The sequence below is a fragment of the Streptomyces sp. GB4-14 genome, from assembly GCF_022696125.1.
In the GTDB taxonomy this organism is placed as follows: domain Bacteria; phylum Actinomycetota; class Actinomycetes; order Streptomycetales; family Streptomycetaceae; genus Streptomyces; species Streptomyces werraensis.
This window is the reverse complement of record NZ_RZHO01000002.1, coordinates 2,527,142-2,541,621: the sequence shown is the minus strand read 5'-3', so window position 1 is coordinate 2,541,621 and position 14,480 is coordinate 2,527,142. Positions and strand designations below refer to the sequence as shown.

Annotated in this window: 15 protein-coding genes, 3 tRNA genes and 1 pseudogene; 14 read left to right on the top strand and 5 right to left on the bottom strand. The window is 72.2% G+C overall.

Annotation, left to right across the window (positions count from 1 at the left end):
• Positions 1-2: 2 nt before the first annotated feature.
• From ELQ39_RS12675 to ELQ39_RS12660, 4 genes are all read left to right on the top strand, one after another.
• Entirely contained in the window at positions 3-1,577 is a 1,575-nt protein-coding gene (locus ELQ39_RS12675; RefSeq protein WP_242591929.1) for a complex I subunit 4 family protein, read from the top strand.
• The gene (locus tag ELQ39_RS12670; protein ID WP_242591928.1) at positions 1,574-3,073 is read left to right on the top strand and encodes an NADH-quinone oxidoreductase subunit N; all 1,500 of its coding nucleotides are present in this window, start codon (positions 1,574-1,576) and stop codon (positions 3,071-3,073) included. The genes ELQ39_RS12675 and ELQ39_RS12670 overlap by 4 nt, the downstream gene beginning before the upstream one ends.
• 206 nt (positions 3,074-3,279) lie before the next feature.
• Complete coding sequence (gene htpX / locus ELQ39_RS12665) at positions 3,280-4,140, top strand: zinc metalloprotease HtpX (RefSeq protein ID WP_190004992.1); 861 nt, start codon at positions 3,280-3,282, stop codon at positions 4,138-4,140.
• Entirely contained in the window at positions 4,137-4,532 is a 396-nt protein-coding gene (locus tag ELQ39_RS12660) for a YccF domain-containing protein (RefSeq protein WP_190004991.1), read from the top strand. Before htpX ends, ELQ39_RS12660 begins: the two co-directional genes overlap by 4 nt.
• 150 nt (positions 4,533-4,682) lie before the next feature.
• Here ELQ39_RS12660 and ELQ39_RS12655 read toward each other — a convergent pair whose 3' ends face one another.
• A complete protein-coding gene (locus ELQ39_RS12655; protein ID WP_242591927.1) occupies positions 4,683-5,972 on the bottom strand; it encodes an APC family permease in 1,290 nt (429 codons plus the stop codon).
• Between the two features lie 93 nt (positions 5,973-6,065).
• Between ELQ39_RS12655 and ELQ39_RS12650 the strand changes: the two genes are divergently transcribed.
• Positions 6,066-6,332, top strand: a complete 267-nt coding sequence (locus ELQ39_RS12650) for a GlsB/YeaQ/YmgE family stress response membrane protein (RefSeq protein ID WP_026243884.1) — start codon at positions 6,066-6,068, stop codon at positions 6,330-6,332.
• Between the two features lie 98 nt (positions 6,333-6,430).
• Here ELQ39_RS12650 and ELQ39_RS12645 read toward each other — a convergent pair whose 3' ends face one another.
• Complete coding sequence (locus ELQ39_RS12645; protein WP_242591926.1) at positions 6,431-6,919, bottom strand: YajQ family cyclic di-GMP-binding protein; 489 nt, start codon at positions 6,917-6,919, stop codon at positions 6,431-6,433.
• Positions 6,920-7,155: 236 nt separating this feature from the next.
• On the opposite strand from ELQ39_RS12645, the gene ELQ39_RS12640 reads away from it, so the two are divergent.
• A tRNA-Tyr gene (locus tag ELQ39_RS12640) sits at positions 7,156-7,237 on the top strand.
• A gap of 402 nt (positions 7,238-7,639) precedes the next feature.
• Positions 7,640-7,852, top strand: a complete 213-nt coding sequence (locus tag ELQ39_RS12635) for a hypothetical protein (protein WP_242591925.1) — start codon at positions 7,640-7,642, stop codon at positions 7,850-7,852.
• 18 nt (positions 7,853-7,870) lie between these two features.
• Here ELQ39_RS12635 and ELQ39_RS12630 read toward each other — a convergent pair whose 3' ends face one another.
• Complete coding sequence (locus tag ELQ39_RS12630; protein WP_242591924.1) at positions 7,871-8,527, bottom strand: NAD(P)H-binding protein; 657 nt, start codon at positions 8,525-8,527, stop codon at positions 7,871-7,873.
• Between the two features lie 77 nt (positions 8,528-8,604).
• The gene (locus ELQ39_RS12625; RefSeq protein ID WP_242591923.1) at positions 8,605-9,873 is read right to left on the bottom strand and encodes an amidohydrolase family protein; all 1,269 of its coding nucleotides are present in this window, start codon (positions 9,871-9,873) and stop codon (positions 8,605-8,607) included.
• Between the two features lie 209 nt (positions 9,874-10,082).
• Here ELQ39_RS12625 and ELQ39_RS12620 point away from each other — a divergent pair.
• From ELQ39_RS12620 to ELQ39_RS12590, 7 genes and pseudogenes are all read left to right on the top strand, one after another.
• Positions 10,083-10,155, top strand: a tRNA-Thr gene (locus ELQ39_RS12620).
• A 46-nt stretch (positions 10,156-10,201) separates the two neighbouring features.
• Positions 10,202-10,274: transfer RNA gene (locus ELQ39_RS12615), tRNA-Met, on the top strand.
• A gap of 88 nt (positions 10,275-10,362) precedes the next feature.
• Entirely contained in the window at positions 10,363-10,527 is a 165-nt protein-coding gene (rpmG, locus tag ELQ39_RS12610) for a 50S ribosomal protein L33 (RefSeq protein ID WP_003948671.1), read from the top strand.
• 119 nt (positions 10,528-10,646) lie between these two features.
• Positions 10,647-11,099, top strand: coding sequence for an FAS1-like dehydratase domain-containing protein (locus tag ELQ39_RS12605; RefSeq protein ID WP_225627267.1), 453 nt, complete (start codon positions 10,647-10,649; stop codon positions 11,097-11,099).
• Between the two features lie 8 nt (positions 11,100-11,107).
• Positions 11,108-11,536, top strand: coding sequence for a MaoC family dehydratase (locus ELQ39_RS12600; protein WP_242595599.1), 429 nt, complete (start codon positions 11,108-11,110; stop codon positions 11,534-11,536).
• Between the two features lie 71 nt (positions 11,537-11,607).
• Positions 11,608-12,663, top strand: a complete 1,056-nt coding sequence (locus ELQ39_RS12595; RefSeq protein WP_225642119.1) for a UDP-N-acetylmuramate dehydrogenase — start codon at positions 11,608-11,610, stop codon at positions 12,661-12,663.
• 62 nt (positions 12,664-12,725) lie between these two features.
• Positions 12,726-13,434, top strand: a pseudogene (locus ELQ39_RS12590) (hypothetical protein).
• Here ELQ39_RS12590 and ELQ39_RS12585 read toward each other — a convergent pair.
• Positions 13,379-14,419: an adenosine deaminase gene (locus tag ELQ39_RS12585; RefSeq protein WP_242591922.1), complete on the bottom strand. Its 1,041-nt coding sequence runs from the start codon at positions 14,417-14,419 to the stop codon at positions 13,379-13,381. The pseudogene ELQ39_RS12590 and the gene ELQ39_RS12585 overlap by 56 nt on opposite strands.
• Positions 14,420-14,480: the final 61 nt, after the last annotated feature.

The window sequence follows — 14,480 nt, the reverse complement described above, 5'->3', positions numbered from 1 at the left end:
GCGTGATCGATATCAACGAGTCCGTGATGCAGTTCCTTCTGGCATTGGTCGTCGTCGGCCCGCTCCTCGGCGCGGCCGCCGCTCTGCTGCCCGCCCCGCCCGGGCTGAAGGGGAAGTCGCCCGAGCAGGCCGTGCTCCGCCACGGCGTCACCGTCACCGGTGTGATCCTCGTCGCCGCGATCGTCCTGGCGCTCGGCTTCGACCACGACCACCCGTCGACGATGCAGGCCACGACCGACATCAGCTGGATCCCCGCACTCGACGTGCGGATCCACCTCGGCATCGACGGCATCTCGCTCCCCCTTCTGGTCCTGACCGCCCTGCTGACCTTCCTCAGCGCCCTGCACTCGTACTTCAAGCCGCCCACGGGGCCGTCCCCGAAGGCCTTCGTCGCCCTGCTGCTCGTCCTCGAGTCCGGCACCCTGGCGACCTTCGCCGTCCTCGACCTCGTCCTGTTCTTCCTCGCCTTCGAGACCGTCCTCGTCCCGATGTACTTCCTCATCGCCCGCTGGGGCGGCGAGGGCCGGGCCGAGGCCGCCTGGAAGTTCATCCTGTACACGCTGCTCGGCTCGGTGGTCATGCTGCTCGGCCTGCTCCTGATCGGGATCAAGGCGGGCACGTTCGACATGGTGGCACTCGCCACTGACAACGGCCGCTCACTCTCCGTATCCGTGCAGGTCATCGCGGTTCTGGCGATCGGGATCGGGCTCGCCGTGAAGACGCCGATGTGGCCGCTGCACAGCTGGCTGCCGGACGCGCACACCGCGGCCCCGACGGTCGGCTCCGTCCTGCTCGCCGGCGTCCTGCTGAAGATGGGCACGTACGGCTTCGTCCGCATCCTGCTCCCGGCCGCGCCCGACGGCTTCCGCACCTTCGCGCCGTACCTCGCCGCGTTCGCCGTCGTCGGCATCGTCTACGGGTCCCTGGCCTGCCTCGCCCTGGCCAGGAAGGGCGCGAAGGGCGACCTCAAGCGCCTGATCGCCTACTCCTCCGTCGGCCACATGGGCTTCGTCCTGCTCGGCATCGCGACCATGACCCCGACCGGCGTCAACGGCGCCCTGTTCGCCAACATCGCCCACGGCCTCATCACCGGCCTGCTGTTCTTCCTGGTCGGCGGCCTGAAGGAACGCACCGGCAGCACCGACCTCGACGCGCTCGCCCAGGAGACCGGGGCCGCCCTCTACGGCAGGGCCCCCCGCCTCGGCGGCCTGCTCGCCTTCGCCGCCGTCGCCTCCCTCGGCCTGCCCGGCCTCGCCGGCTTCTGGGGCGAGATGCTGGCGCTGTTCGGCGCCTTCGACCCCGCCGAGGGGCTGAGCCGACCGGCCTTCCTCACCTTCATGTCGATCGGCGCGTTCGGCACCCTGCTCACCGCCGCCTACCTGCTGATCGTGGTCCGCCGCGTCTGCATGGGCGCCGCGCCGAAGGACACGCCGGCCTGCACCGACGTGCGCTCCTACGAGTTCGCGGCCTGGACCCCGCTCGTCGTCCTCACCGTCGTCGCAGGCCTGTGGCCCAAGGCCCTCCTCGGGCTGACCGACCCGGCCGTGCAGCAGCTCCTCGCAGGAGGCACCCGATGAGCTCCCTCGTCCAGTCCGTCGACTGGCTGGCCATCGCACCGCCCACCATCGCGGCGGTCGTCGGACTCGTCGTGCTGGTCGCCGACCTGTTCCTCGCGGAGTCCAGGAAGCCCCTGCTCGGCTGGATCGCGGTGGCCGGACTCGTGGCTGCCGCGCTCATGCTGCTGCCGCTCCTCGACGCCGACCGCTCCACCTTCTGCCTGGTCGGCGACACCGAGGTGTGCAGCTACACCGCGGACCGTTTCACCCTCGTCATCCAGTTCCTGGTGCTCGGCGGCGCCCTGCTCTGCGCCCTGCTGTCGGTCACCGCGCTGAAGGACTCCGGCAAGCGGCTCCCCGAGGGCGAGTACTGGTTCCTGTTCCTCTCCTCCGCCGCCGGCGCGGCCCTGCTCCCCGCCTCCCGGGACCTCGCGACCCTGGTCGTCGCCCTGGAGGTCGCCTCGCTGCCCGCGTTCGCCCTGGTCGGCCTGCGCCACGGCGACCGCAGGTCCTCCGAGGCGGCCCTGAAGTTCTTCCTCTCCTCCGTCACCGCCACCGCGGTCAGCCTGCTCGGCATCAGCTTCGTCTACGCCGCCACCGGCACCCTCCACCTCACCCGGGTCGCCGAACGCATCCAGGACGTCGACGGGCAGCTCGCCACCCTCGCGCAGACCGGCGTCGTCCTCACCCTCGTCGGCTTCGCCTTCAAGACGGCCGCCGTCCCCTTCCACTTCTGGGTCCCCGACACCTACGTGGGCGCCCCGCTGCCGATCGCCGCCTACCTGTCCGTCATCGGCAAGGCGGTCGGCTTCTCCGGCCTCATCCTCGTCACCGTCGTCGCCCTCCCCTCGTACGCCGACGCCTGGGCCCCCGCCCTGGCCGTGCTGGCCGCGCTCACCATGACCGTCGGCAACGTCGGCGCCCTGCGCCAGCAGCCCACGCGCGCGTACAGCGCCGTACGCCTGCTCGCCTGGTCGTCCGTCGGCCAGGCCGGCTACCTGCTCGTGCCGATCGCCGCCGCCGGATACTCCGACGACCCCGAGAAGCCGGTCGGCTCCACCCTCGCCTACGCCCTCATGTACGGCGCCGTGAACCTGGGCGCCTTCGCGGTGGCCGCCCTCGTCGGCCGCGCGCACCGGCTCAACCGGGTCGCCGACTACCGCGGCCTGTACGCCGTGAGCCCTCTCACCGCGCTGGTCATGGGCTTCTTCCTGCTGTGCCTCGCCGGCCTCCCGCCGGGCGTCATCGGCCTCTTCGCCAAGGTCACCGTGTTCGCGGCGGCCGTCGACGCGGGGCTTGGCTGGCTGGCCGTCGTCATGGCCCTCAACGTCGTCATCGCGCTGGTGTACTACCTGCGCTGGACGGCGCTGCTGTTCCGCGCGACGGAGGGCGAACCCGTACGCCACCGCGGCCCCGCCCCCGTCACCGTGGCGATCGCCCTCACGGCAGTCCTGGGCGTGGTCCTCTCCGGAGCTCCCCAACTGGTCCTGCGTTTCACGGACACGGGCCTGTTCTGAGCCGGGGAAGGCTCCCGCGAACACCGCAGGGCGTCGCCCTCACTCGTACGGCCCACCCCGCGGCCGCGCCCACCAGGGAACCCCAGCCCTCCGCCTGGCGTTGACCAGTACGGAAGGGTCCACTGGACCTGTCACCGCGACACCAGTGGCACATCGGAGACCGATCAGCGAAGGGTTCCCCTGCCGCACGACTTGGAGGGCGTACCGTGCACCGCCGGCACAACGGGCTCAGGACCGCGGTCCTCCTCGGGGGACTGTCCGCGCTCATCATCGTCATCGGCAGCTTCTTCGGCCGCATGGGGCTCGTCATCGCCGTCGTCGTCGCGCTGGGCACCAACGCCTACGCGTACTGGAACAGCGACAAGCTGGCCCTGCGGGCGATGCGGGCGCGCCCGGTGAGCGAGTTCGAGGCCCCCGGCCTGTACCGGATGGTCCGAGAGCTGTCCACGCAGGCCCGCCAGCCCATGCCCCGCCTCTACATCTCGCCGACGGAGGCCCCCAACGCCTTCGCCACCGGCCGCAACCCGCGCAACGCGGCGGTCTGCTGCACGGAAGGCATCCTGCGCCTCCTCGACGAACGGGAGCTGCGCGGCGTCATCGGCCACGAGCTCAGCCATGTCTACAACCGCGACATCCTGATCTCCTCGGTCGCCGGAGCCCTCGCCTCCGTGATCATGTTCCTGGTCAACTTCGCCTGGCTGATCCCGATCGGCCGCTCGGACGACGACGACGGCCCGGGCCTGCTCGGCATGCTGCTCGTCCTGATCCTGGGCCCGCTGGCGGCGTCCCTCATCCAGCTGGCCATCAGCCGCTCCCGCGAGTACGAGGCGGACGCCTCCGGCTCCCAGCTCACCGGCGACCCGCTGGCCCTGGCGAGCGCCCTGCGCAAACTGGAACTGGGCACCAAGCAGCTCCCGCTGCCCCCTGAGCCGCGCATCGAGACGGCCAGTCACATGATGATCGCGAACCCGTTCCGTCCGGGACAGGGGCTCGCGAAGATGTTCTCCACCCACCCGCCGATGGCGGAACGCATCGCCCGGCTCGAGAAGATGGCAGGCCACCTGTGAAGACCATCCTGAATCTCGTCTGGCTCGTCTTCAGCGGCTTCTGGCTGTTCCTCGGCTACATGGTGGCCGGCCTGCTGCTGTGCATCACGATCATCGGCATCCCGTTCGGCGTGGCCGCGTTCCGCATCGGCGTCTACGCCCTGTGGCCCTTCGGGTACACGACGGTCGAGCGCCGCGACGCCGGGGCACCGTCCTTCATCGTCAACGTGCTGTGGCTGATCCTCGCGGGCTGGTGGCTCGCCCTCGGCCACATCCTCACGGGCCTGGCCCTGTGCGTCACGATCATCGGCATCCCGCTCGGCATCGCCAACTTCAAGCTGATCCCGGTCTCGCTGTTCCCGCTGGGCCGCGAGATCGTCCGCACGGACCGCGCGTTCACGGACCGCTGGTGAGGTGAGCGGCGGTCCCTGCCGGGGCCGGGCAGGGGCGCGCCTCGTCGGGGCGAGGCCGGGGGCCCAGGGCAGGGTTGTCCACAAGCGCCGGGTTGTCCACAGGCCCGCACACGTCCCGCGGTCGCCGCGCATCATGAATCCACGGACGGGTCACCGCCCGCCCGGATCCGGGTGATTCCCCTGCCGCCGCCCCCACACCTTCCGCACCCCGTACGCCACCACACCCGCACCGAGCACCGCCGCACCCACGGCGACCGAGGTCCAGGGCAGGGAGAACGCCAGCGCCAGGCACCCGGCGAACCCCAGCGCCGGCACCACCCGGGCCGCGACCCCCGGACGCAGCGTCCAGGCCGAGGCGTTCGCCACGGCGTAGTACGTCAGCACACCGAAGGAGGAGAACCCGACAGCGCCCCGCACGTCGACGGTGGCGGCCAGGAGGGCGACGACACCGCCGACGGCCAGCGCCGCCCGGTGCGGCACGTGGAACCGCGGATGGACGGCGGCCAGCGGCGCCGGGAGGTGCCGGTCCCGGGCCATGGCCAGCGTCGTCCGCGACACCCCGAGCAGCAGGGCGAGCAGTGACCCCAGCGCGGCGACCGCCGCACCCACCCGCACCACCGGCGCGAGCCCGGGCGCCCCGGCCGCCCGCGCCGCGTCGGCGAGCGGCGCGACGGACGCACCGAGCGACTCGGCCCCCAGTACGGAAAGCACGGCGACGGCGACAGCCGCGTACGCGGCGAGCACGATGCCCAGGGCCACCCGGACGGCCCGCGGAATCGTGCGCGCGGGATCCCGCACCTCCTCCCCGAGAGTCGCGATCCGCGCGTACCCGGCGAACGCGAAGAACAGCAGACCGGCCGCCTGGAGCACCCCGCCGGCCCCGCCCGACACGCCGTCGTCCAGCCGGCCCGGGGCGGCATCCCCGGACGTCAGACACACGACCACCACGGAAGCGAGGACCGCCAGGACCACACCCACGATCGCCCGCGTCACCCACGCGGACTTCTGGACCCCGCCGTAGTCGACCACCGTGACCAGCACCACGGCGGCGACGGCCACTGCATGCGCCTGCCCCGGCCAGACGTACGCGCCGACCGTGAGCGCCATCGCCGCGCAGGACGCCGCCTTGCCGACGACGAACGCCCACCCGGCGAGGTAGCCCCAGAACTCCCCGAGCCGCTCCCGGCCGTACACGTAGGTGCCGCCCGAGGCCGGGTACAGGGCGGCCAGGCGGGCCGACGAGTCGGCGTTGCAGTAGGCGACGACTGCGGCGACGGCCAGCCCGAGGAGCAGCGCCGAACCGGCGGCCCGAGCGGCGGGCGCGAGCACGGCGAAGATGCCCGCGCCGAGCATCGCGCCCAGGCCGACGACCACGGCGTCGCCCGTGCCGAGGGTGCGGCGCAGTCCGGGAGGGCCGGGATCGACGGGAATGTTCGTCATGGGGCCGCACCCTACTGATCAGGCGCAACCGGAAGGTGTACTCGTGACGTCCTTCATGGTGCGAACGCCGGCGGGGAAGGGCAGGTACTCGGCATGACGATCATCAGCTGGATCATTCTGGGCCTGCTGGCCGGAGCGATCGCGAAGTTCCTGCTGCCCGGCCGAGACCCGGGCGGCCTCGTCGGCACGACCCTGATCGGCGTCGCCGGCGCGTTCATCGGCGGCTGGATCTCGTCCCGCTGGCTGGACCATCCGATCAGCAAGGACTTCTACGACGGCACCACATGGGTGGCCGCGATCGGCGGTTCACTGGTCCTGCTGATCGCCTACCGCATCCTGTTCGGCCACTCGCGCGACTGACGACGACGCGACCGACAGCGAAGCGACCGACGCGAAGAGGGTGGGCGCCCGAGCGGCACCCACCCTTCTCCGTCTGTCCGTCCGGCGCGTCGGCCGTCCTACCGGTAGTTCACGAACTGCAGGGCGAAGTCGAAGTCCTTGCCCTTGAGCAGCGCGATGACGGTCTGCAGGTCGTCCCGGCTCTTGGAGGTGACGCGCAGCTCGTCGCCCTGCACCTGGGCCTTCACGCCCTTGGGGCCCTCGTCACGGATGATCTTCGCGACCTTCTTCGCGTTCTCCTGGGAGATGCCCTCCTGGATCGTCGCGAAGATCTTGTACTCCTTGCCCGAGAGCTGCGGCTCACCCGCGTCCAGGGCCTTCAGGGAGATGCCCCGCTTGATCAGCTTGGACTGGAAGACGTCGAGGACTGCCTTCACCCGGTCCTCGGAGTTCGCCTCCATGAGGATCTTCTCCCCGGACCACGAGATCGAGGCGCCCACGCCCTTGAAGTCGTAGCGCTGCGAGATCTCCTTGGCGGTCTGGTTGAGGGCGTTGTCGACCTCCTGCCGCTCGACCTTCGAGACGATGTCGAAACTGGAGTCGGCCATGTCCTGTGGCTCCTTGATTCGGGGTGCGTATCGGGCTGCGCACCGGACGCGTATCCGGCGTGCTTGGAGCGGCCCCCGAGCCCGGCATCGGCCCCGGACCGCATCCGGACCAGCCTAGTCACCCCCGGCCCCAAGGCGGCGATCAATCGGGTGGCGGAGCACCCCTGTCCATCGGGTATTGTTTACGTCGTTGCCAGCGAGCACCGCCGGAAGGCGAGGTTCAGTGCAGCAACCCCGGCGGTGTGCCCGAGCGGCCAAAGGGAGCAGACTGTAAATCTGCCGGCTCAGCCTTCCCAGGTTCGAATCCTGGCGCCGCCACACGACCGAAAGGGTCTGTGACCAGCAGCAACGCTGATCGCAGACCCTTTCGTCGTTGTCACGGCCTCCGTAGGTCGAAGGACGTGTCCCCGCCGCCTGCCACGCCCTCGCCCATGAGGCCTCTGGTAGCCCCGGACGCCCGAGCCCACCAGCGCCGCCAGGAGCGCGGCGCGCACGGGGCAGGCGACCGCTGTCTCACTGCGCGAGGGCCCTGGCACCGGCGGAAGCACGGGGAAGTCCGGGACGCCAAGGGGCTCGGTGCGAGCGACGGGCGGCCGCACGGTGACGTGCTCGGCGCACCACGCCCGCGGCCGGCAGGACGGGGCGGGCGTCACGGCACTCGCGTTCGTGGTCGCCGCGAGCTGACACCCCGGCAGCAAGACACGCGGGCACACTGGACACATGTCGCCGCGTCGCCGTCCCTGCCCCGAGTGCCGCCGTGAGATCGCCGTCGTCGCCGGACGGTACGCGCGGCACGATCCGCCCGGCACCCGCGGCAGCGGGGAGCTGACCTCCTGTCCGGGGTCCCGCAGGCTCGCTCGACCGGGCCCCGAGCAGCCGTCGTTGGACGGCTACGTCGTCCCGCCGTTCCCCGGGCAGATGCCCCTCTTCTGAACCGGCCCCCCGCCCCGCTCAGTTGCCCGCGACCGACCTCACCGCCACCGACACCGGCACGGAGCCGCTGATCAGTTCCAGGGTGAGGCCCGCCGTCGCGGGCGTGTCCACCAGTTCCGCCAGGACGGCCGCCACGTCGTCGCGGGGGATCGGGCCGCGGCCCGTGCGGGCCTCCAGACGGACCAGGCCCGTGCCCGGCTCGTCCGTGAGCTGACCCGGCCGCAGAATCGTCCAGTCCAGGGCCTCCAGACTCCGCACGTACGCGTCCGCCTCGCCCTTGGCGCGCAGATACACGTCGAAGACCTCGTCCCCCTGGTGCTCCGCGTCCGCGCCCATCGACGACACGATCACGAACCGGCGTACGCCCGCCCGCACGGCCGCGTCCGCGAAAAGGACCGCCGCCGCCCGGTCCACCGTGTCCTTGCGGCCCACGCCGCTGCCCGGACCGGCGCCCGCCGCGAACACCGCCGCGTCCGCGCCCTTCAGAACCTCCGCGACCTCCTCCACGGACGCCGACTCCAGGTCGAGCACGATCGGCTCCGCGCCCAGCTCCCGCAGGTCGTCCGCCTGTTCGGGTTTGCGGATGATGCCCGCCGCCTCGTCCCCGCGCGCGGCGAGCAACCGCTCCAGCCGCAGCGCGATCTGACCATGACCTCCAGCGATGACAATGCGCATGCCTTCGACCGTACGTCGTACCGGGCCCGTCCGCCGTCCGACCAGCCGGGCGGGACACACGCCCCTGCCCTCACCGCCTACGCCGGCCCTCGCCCCTGCCGCGGCAGCTCCGGACCCGAGCCCGACGCCGCCGAGTCGCAGTACTCCCGCACCGCGCTCGTGCGGGCCACCACCCGCCCCCCGTGCACCACGATCCGGCTGTACGCCAGGGACAGCGCGGCCGGCAGGCCGTCGCCCCGTACCGCCAGCAGGTCGGCGGGGAAACCCGCCTCCACCCGCACCTCCGGCAGCCCCATCGCCGCCCGCGCCCGCGTGCTCACCGCCGCGTACGCGTCCTCGGGGGACAGGCCCTGACAGGAGGCCAGCAGGTACGCCGCCTCCAGCGGGTCGCCACGGCCCACCGGGTTCGACACGTCCCGCAGCGAGCCGCTGCCGGCCGCCACCCGCACGCCCGCCGTCCGCAGCAGCCGAACCGGCGCCGCCTCCCGGCCGTCCGCCGCGCCGCAGCCGCCCTGGGGCAGGCACACCACCGTCACCCCGGCCGCCGCGAGCCGCTCCGCCGTACGGGCCGCGACATCGGCGGGGAGGGCGGACAGCCCTCCGCACGGGCCGAGCGTCACCCCCGGGCGCAGTCCGCCCGCCATCGCCGCGAGGCGGGCCAGCCGGGCCGGGTCGGACGCGTCGGTGTGCAGGTCGACCGGCAGGCCGTGCTCGGAGGCCGTCTCCAGCACCGCCTCCACATAGCCCGTGGGGTCGGGGTCGAGGTCCGGGCAGCCGCCCACCACGGACGCGCCCATCTTCACCGCGTCACGCAGCACCGCCAGCCCGTCCGCCCCGGCCACCCCGGTCAGCACCCGGGGCATCGCCACCGCGGTCAGCTCGGACAGCCCGCGCAACGAGCGCGCCGCGCGCAGCACCGCCCGGAGCGCGCCGAGCCCCGCCATGTCACCGACGCGCACGTGCGCGCGCAGGGCCGTCGCCCCGTGCCCGAGCTGGAGCAGCGCCGCCTCCGTCGCCCGGCGCTGCACGTCCTCGGGGTCCTGGGAGACGGGGCCCGGCCCGTCGGCGGACAGGGCGGTGTCGGCGTGCGCGTGCGGTTCGGCCGGGGCCGGCAGCAGCAGGTAGCCGGTGAGGTCGAGCCGCGGCACGCACGCGCGGGTGGCGTCCGCCGTGAGGCTGCCCGCCGTGCCCACGGCCTCGATGCGCCCGCCGCCCAGCCGTACGTCCACGGTCCGGCCGTCGGTGAGGCGGGCGCCGCACAGGAGGAGCGGGGGAGGGCCGGCCGGACCGGAACCGGAGGGCGAGGACCACGGCTGGGACGGTGGCTGCGGCCGGTTGTCGGGCATCGCGCTCCTGGGGCTCGGGCTGCGCACGAGGACGCACGTCACGCTGAGACAAGATCACGCAGAGTGAGTCGAGCCTAGGACTGGCCTCCGTCCCGCGCCGGGAGGAGCGCAATAGTCGTACCGGCGTGGCCCGTCCGCCCGGGAGGGGGACGGAGGGCGGAAACGGATTTGGGCGAACGGCGGCGGACCGTGTAATGTCTTCATCGCTCGCCCCAATAGCTCAGTCGGCAGAGCGTCTCCATGGTAAGGAGAAGGTCAACGGTTCGATTCCGTTTTGGGGCTCTGGTGTGAGAGGTTCCCGCCGCGAGGCGGGGCCCGATCGCATCAAAGCGGTGTAGCTCAGTCGGTAGAGCAAGCGGCTCATAATCGCTGTGTCACCGGTTCAAGTCCGGTCACCGCTACTGTCAGTAGCCGATTGCGGGGTCGGTCCTTCGATCGGCTACTCTTCTTGCGTTAATCAAGTCCATCCGTTCGTCAAGGAGCACTCACGTGGCTGCCACCGACGTCCGCCCGAAGATCACGCTGGCCTGCGTGGAGTGCAAGGAGCGGAACTACATCACCAAGAAGAACCGGCGTAACAACCCGGACCGTCTTGAGATGAAGAAGCACTGCCCGCGTTGCAATGCGCACACCGCGCACCGCGAGACGCGATAAAACAGGCTCGTACACGAGGCCGTCCCCCCACTCGGGGGGCGGCCTCGTGTCGTTTCCCCACCGACACCACACACCGTGAGACACGTCGGTCCTGGACCGACACAGGAGGTGCCGCGCGCATGGCGCTCGACCAGTCCTTCGTGGGGCGGACCTACCCGCCCACCGAGCCCTACGAGGTGGGCCGGGAGAAGATCCGCGAGTTCGCCGAGGCAGTGGGGGACGCCAACCCGGCGTACACGGACACCGAGGCGGCCCGGGCGCTCGGTCACCCCGATGTGATCGCCCCGCCGACCTTTGTGTTCGCCATCACGTTCAAGGCCGCGGGACAGGTCGTCGCCGACCCGCAGCTCGGCCTCGACTACAGCCGGGTGGTGCACGGCGACCAGAAGTTCGCCTACAACCGGCCCGTGCGCGCCGGCGACCGGCTGACCGTCACCTCCACCATCGAGACCATCCGGACGATGGCGGGCAACGACATACTGGACATCCGCGGCGAGGTGCACGACCAGAACGGCGAGCACGTCGTGACCGCCTGGACCAAGCTGGTGGCCCGCGCGGCCGAGGAGGCGTGAACCACACCATGACGGCGAAGATCTCCTACGCCGACGTCGAGGTCGGCACCGAGCTGCCCGCGCAGACGTTCCCCGTGACGCGCGCCACCCTCGTCCAGTACGCGGGAGCCTCCGGCGACTTCAACCCCATCCACTGGAACGAGCGGTTCGCCAAGGACGTCGGGCTGCCCGACGTCATCGCGCACGGCATGTTCACCATGGCCGAGGCGATCCGCGTCGTGACCGACTGGGTGGGCGACCCCGGCGCGGTCGTCGAGTACGGCGTCCGCTTCACCCGCCCGGTCGTCGTCCCCGACGACGACAAGGGCGCCGTCATCGAGGTCAGCGGCAAGGTCGCCGCCAAGCTCGACCACAACACCGTCCGCGTCGACCTCACCGCGACCAGCGCAGGACAGAAGGTCCTCGGCGCCTCGCGCGCGGTCGTGCGCCTCGCCTGAGTCCGAGCCCGGCCCGGAGCCGCGGCAGCGGGAGCGGGGGGGCGGCGGCGCCGTCTCGTAGTCTTGAGCCCGTGCAGGAACTCCACGACGCCCCCCTCGCCCCGCTGACCACCTTCCGGCTGGGCGGCCCCGCCACCCGGCTGGTCACCGCGACCACCGACGACGAGGTGATCGCCGCCGTCCGTGAGGCCGACGCCGCGGGCACCCCGCTGCTGGTCATCGGCGGCGGCTCCAACCTGGTCATCGGCGACAAGGGCTTCGACGGCACCGCGCTCGTCGTCGCCACCAAGGGCGTCACCCTCGACGGCACCGACCTCGAACTGGCCGCCGGCGAGGTGTGGACCGACGCGGTCGCCGCCTGCGTCGAGGCCGGACTCGCCGGCATTGAGTGCCTGGCCGGCATCCCCGGCTCCGCCGGCGCCACCCCCATCCAGAACGTCGGCGCGTACGGCCAGGAGGTCGCCTCGACGATCACCGAGGTCGTCGCCTACGACCGGCGCTCCGGCGAGACCGTCACCCTCTCCAACGAGGAGTGCGCCTTCTCCTACCGGCACAGCCGCTTCAAGGCCGACCCCGAGCGGTACGTCGTCCTGCGCGTCCGCTTCCGGCTGGAGGACGCCGACGGCATGTCCGGCCCGGTCAGGTACGCCGAGACCGCCCGCGTGCTCGGCGTCGCGCCCGGCGAGCGGGTGCCGCTGGCCACCGCCCGGGACACGGTGCTGAAGCTCCGGGCCGGCAAGGGCATGGTGCTGGACCCGGAGGACCACGACACATGGTCGGCCGGCTCCTTCTTCACCAACCCGATCCTCGACGACGAGACGTTCGCCGCATTCCGTACGCGTGTGCGGGAGCGGTTGGGGGACGGCGTGGAGCCGCCCGCCTACCCCGCGGGGGACGGGCTCACCAAGACCTCCGCCGCCTGGCTGATCGACAAGGCCGGCTTCACCAAGGGGTACGGCAGCGGGCCCGCCCGCATCTCCACCAAGCACACCCTCGCCCTCACCAACCGCGGCGACGCCACCACGGAGGACCTGCTGGCGCTGGCCCGCGAGGTCGTGGCGGGCGTCCGGGACGCCTTCGGGATCACCCTGGTGAACGAGCCGGTCATGGTCGGCGTCGGCCTGTAGCCGCGAACTCCGTTGCCGAGGGGCTCACCCCGCCGTGATCATGAGCGGGTGAGGCTCCCCGCATGCAGCTGAGACTGCTCCAGCACCGCCCCCGCACGGGTCCGCACGAACACCGTGTCGTCCAGCCGCTCCGGCCGCTGCGCCACACGTCACTGTTCGCCCCCGAGCCCATCGGCCTGCTCCTCGGCGACCACGACGGACTGAACCGCCTCGCCGGTCTGTTCTCCTTCGCCGCGTACTCCCGTCACACCGTCGTCCACGTGCCGCTGCGCGACGCGGTCCCGCCCGACGAGGGCCGGGGGGAGCGGGTGGACCTCGTCCTGGCCCACCACTTTCTACGGACTGCGCCCGAGCGTGTGGCCGCGCCTGCGCCGCACGCCGGGACCAGGCACGCCCCTGACCGTGCGGACCGACGAGGCGCGCACCGGCCGTGACGGGGCCGCCTGGCGCGAGCGCGCCGCGCGCCCCGACTGCCGTGACGAGCTGCGGCACGCCCTGCACGCCCGCACCCTCTTCCTCTTCGGCAGCCGGGACGTCTTCGCGGAGGCGGCCATGTCCTGTGCCTTCGCGGCCGGCTGGGGACCGCGGCAGAAAGGCGTCACACAGGGGCGGCTCGCGCTGGTGTCGAGCCTTCCGGGCCTCACCCAGCGGCCGGGCGGGGGACATCCGTACGAGGTCCTGATCTGCTACAAGCCGTATCCGCCCTACACCCACTTCACCCCACCGGGGCGGTCAGCCAGGCGTCGACGTCCGACAGCAGCTTCTCCTTGACGTCCTTCGGCGCCGCCGAGCCCCGGACGGACTGCCGGGCCAGCTCGGCGAGCTCCGCGTCGGTGAAGTCGTGGTGCCGCCGCGCGATCTCGTACTGCGCCGCCAGCCGGGAGCCGAACAGCAGCGGGTCGTCGGCGCCCAGCGCCATCGGCACGCCCGCCTCGAACAGCGTGCGCAGCGGCACGTCCTCCAGCTTGTCGTAGACGCCGAGGGCGACGTTCGACGCCGGGCACACCTCGCAGGTGACGCCCCGGTCCGCGAGCCGCTTCATCAGCCGCGGGTCGTCCGCCGCCCGCACCCCGTGGCCGATCCGGTGCGCCTCCAGGTCGTCCAGGCAGTCCCGCACCGACGCGGGGCCCGCCAGCTCGCCGCCGTGCGGCGCCGACAGCAGCCCGCCGTCGCGTGCGATGGCGAACGCCCGGTCGAAGTCGCGGGCCATGCCGCGCCGTTCGTCGTTGGAGAGGCCGAAGCCGACGATCCCCCGGTCGGCGTAGCGCACGGCGAGGCGGGCCAGCGTGCGGGCGTCCAGGGGATGCTTCATCCGGTTGGCGGCCACCAGCACCCGCATCCCGAGCCCGGTGTCGCGGGACGCCGAGTCCACCGCGTCGAGGATGATCTCCAGCGCCGGGATCAGCCCGCCCAGCCGGGGCGCGTACGACGTCGGGTCGACCTGGATCTCCAGCCAGCCGGAGCCGTCCCGGATGTCCTCCTCGGCGGCCTCACGCACCAGACGCTGGATGTCCTCGGCCGATCTGATGCACGAGCGTGCCGCGTCGTACAGGCGCTGGAAGCGGAACCAGCCGCGTTCGTCCGTGGCGCGCAGCCGGGGCGGTTCGCCGCCGGTCAGGGCGTCGGTCAGCGCCTCGGGGAGTCGCACCCCGTACTTGTCGGCCAGTTCCAGCAGGGTGCTGGGCCGCATCGACCCGGTGAAGTGCAGATGCAGATGGGCCTTCGGCAGCTCAGAGACATCACGTACACGCTCCATCCGCCGATCCTGCCGCACGTCACGGCACTCCCGGTAGCGCTTTCCCCGGACGTGGTCTTGC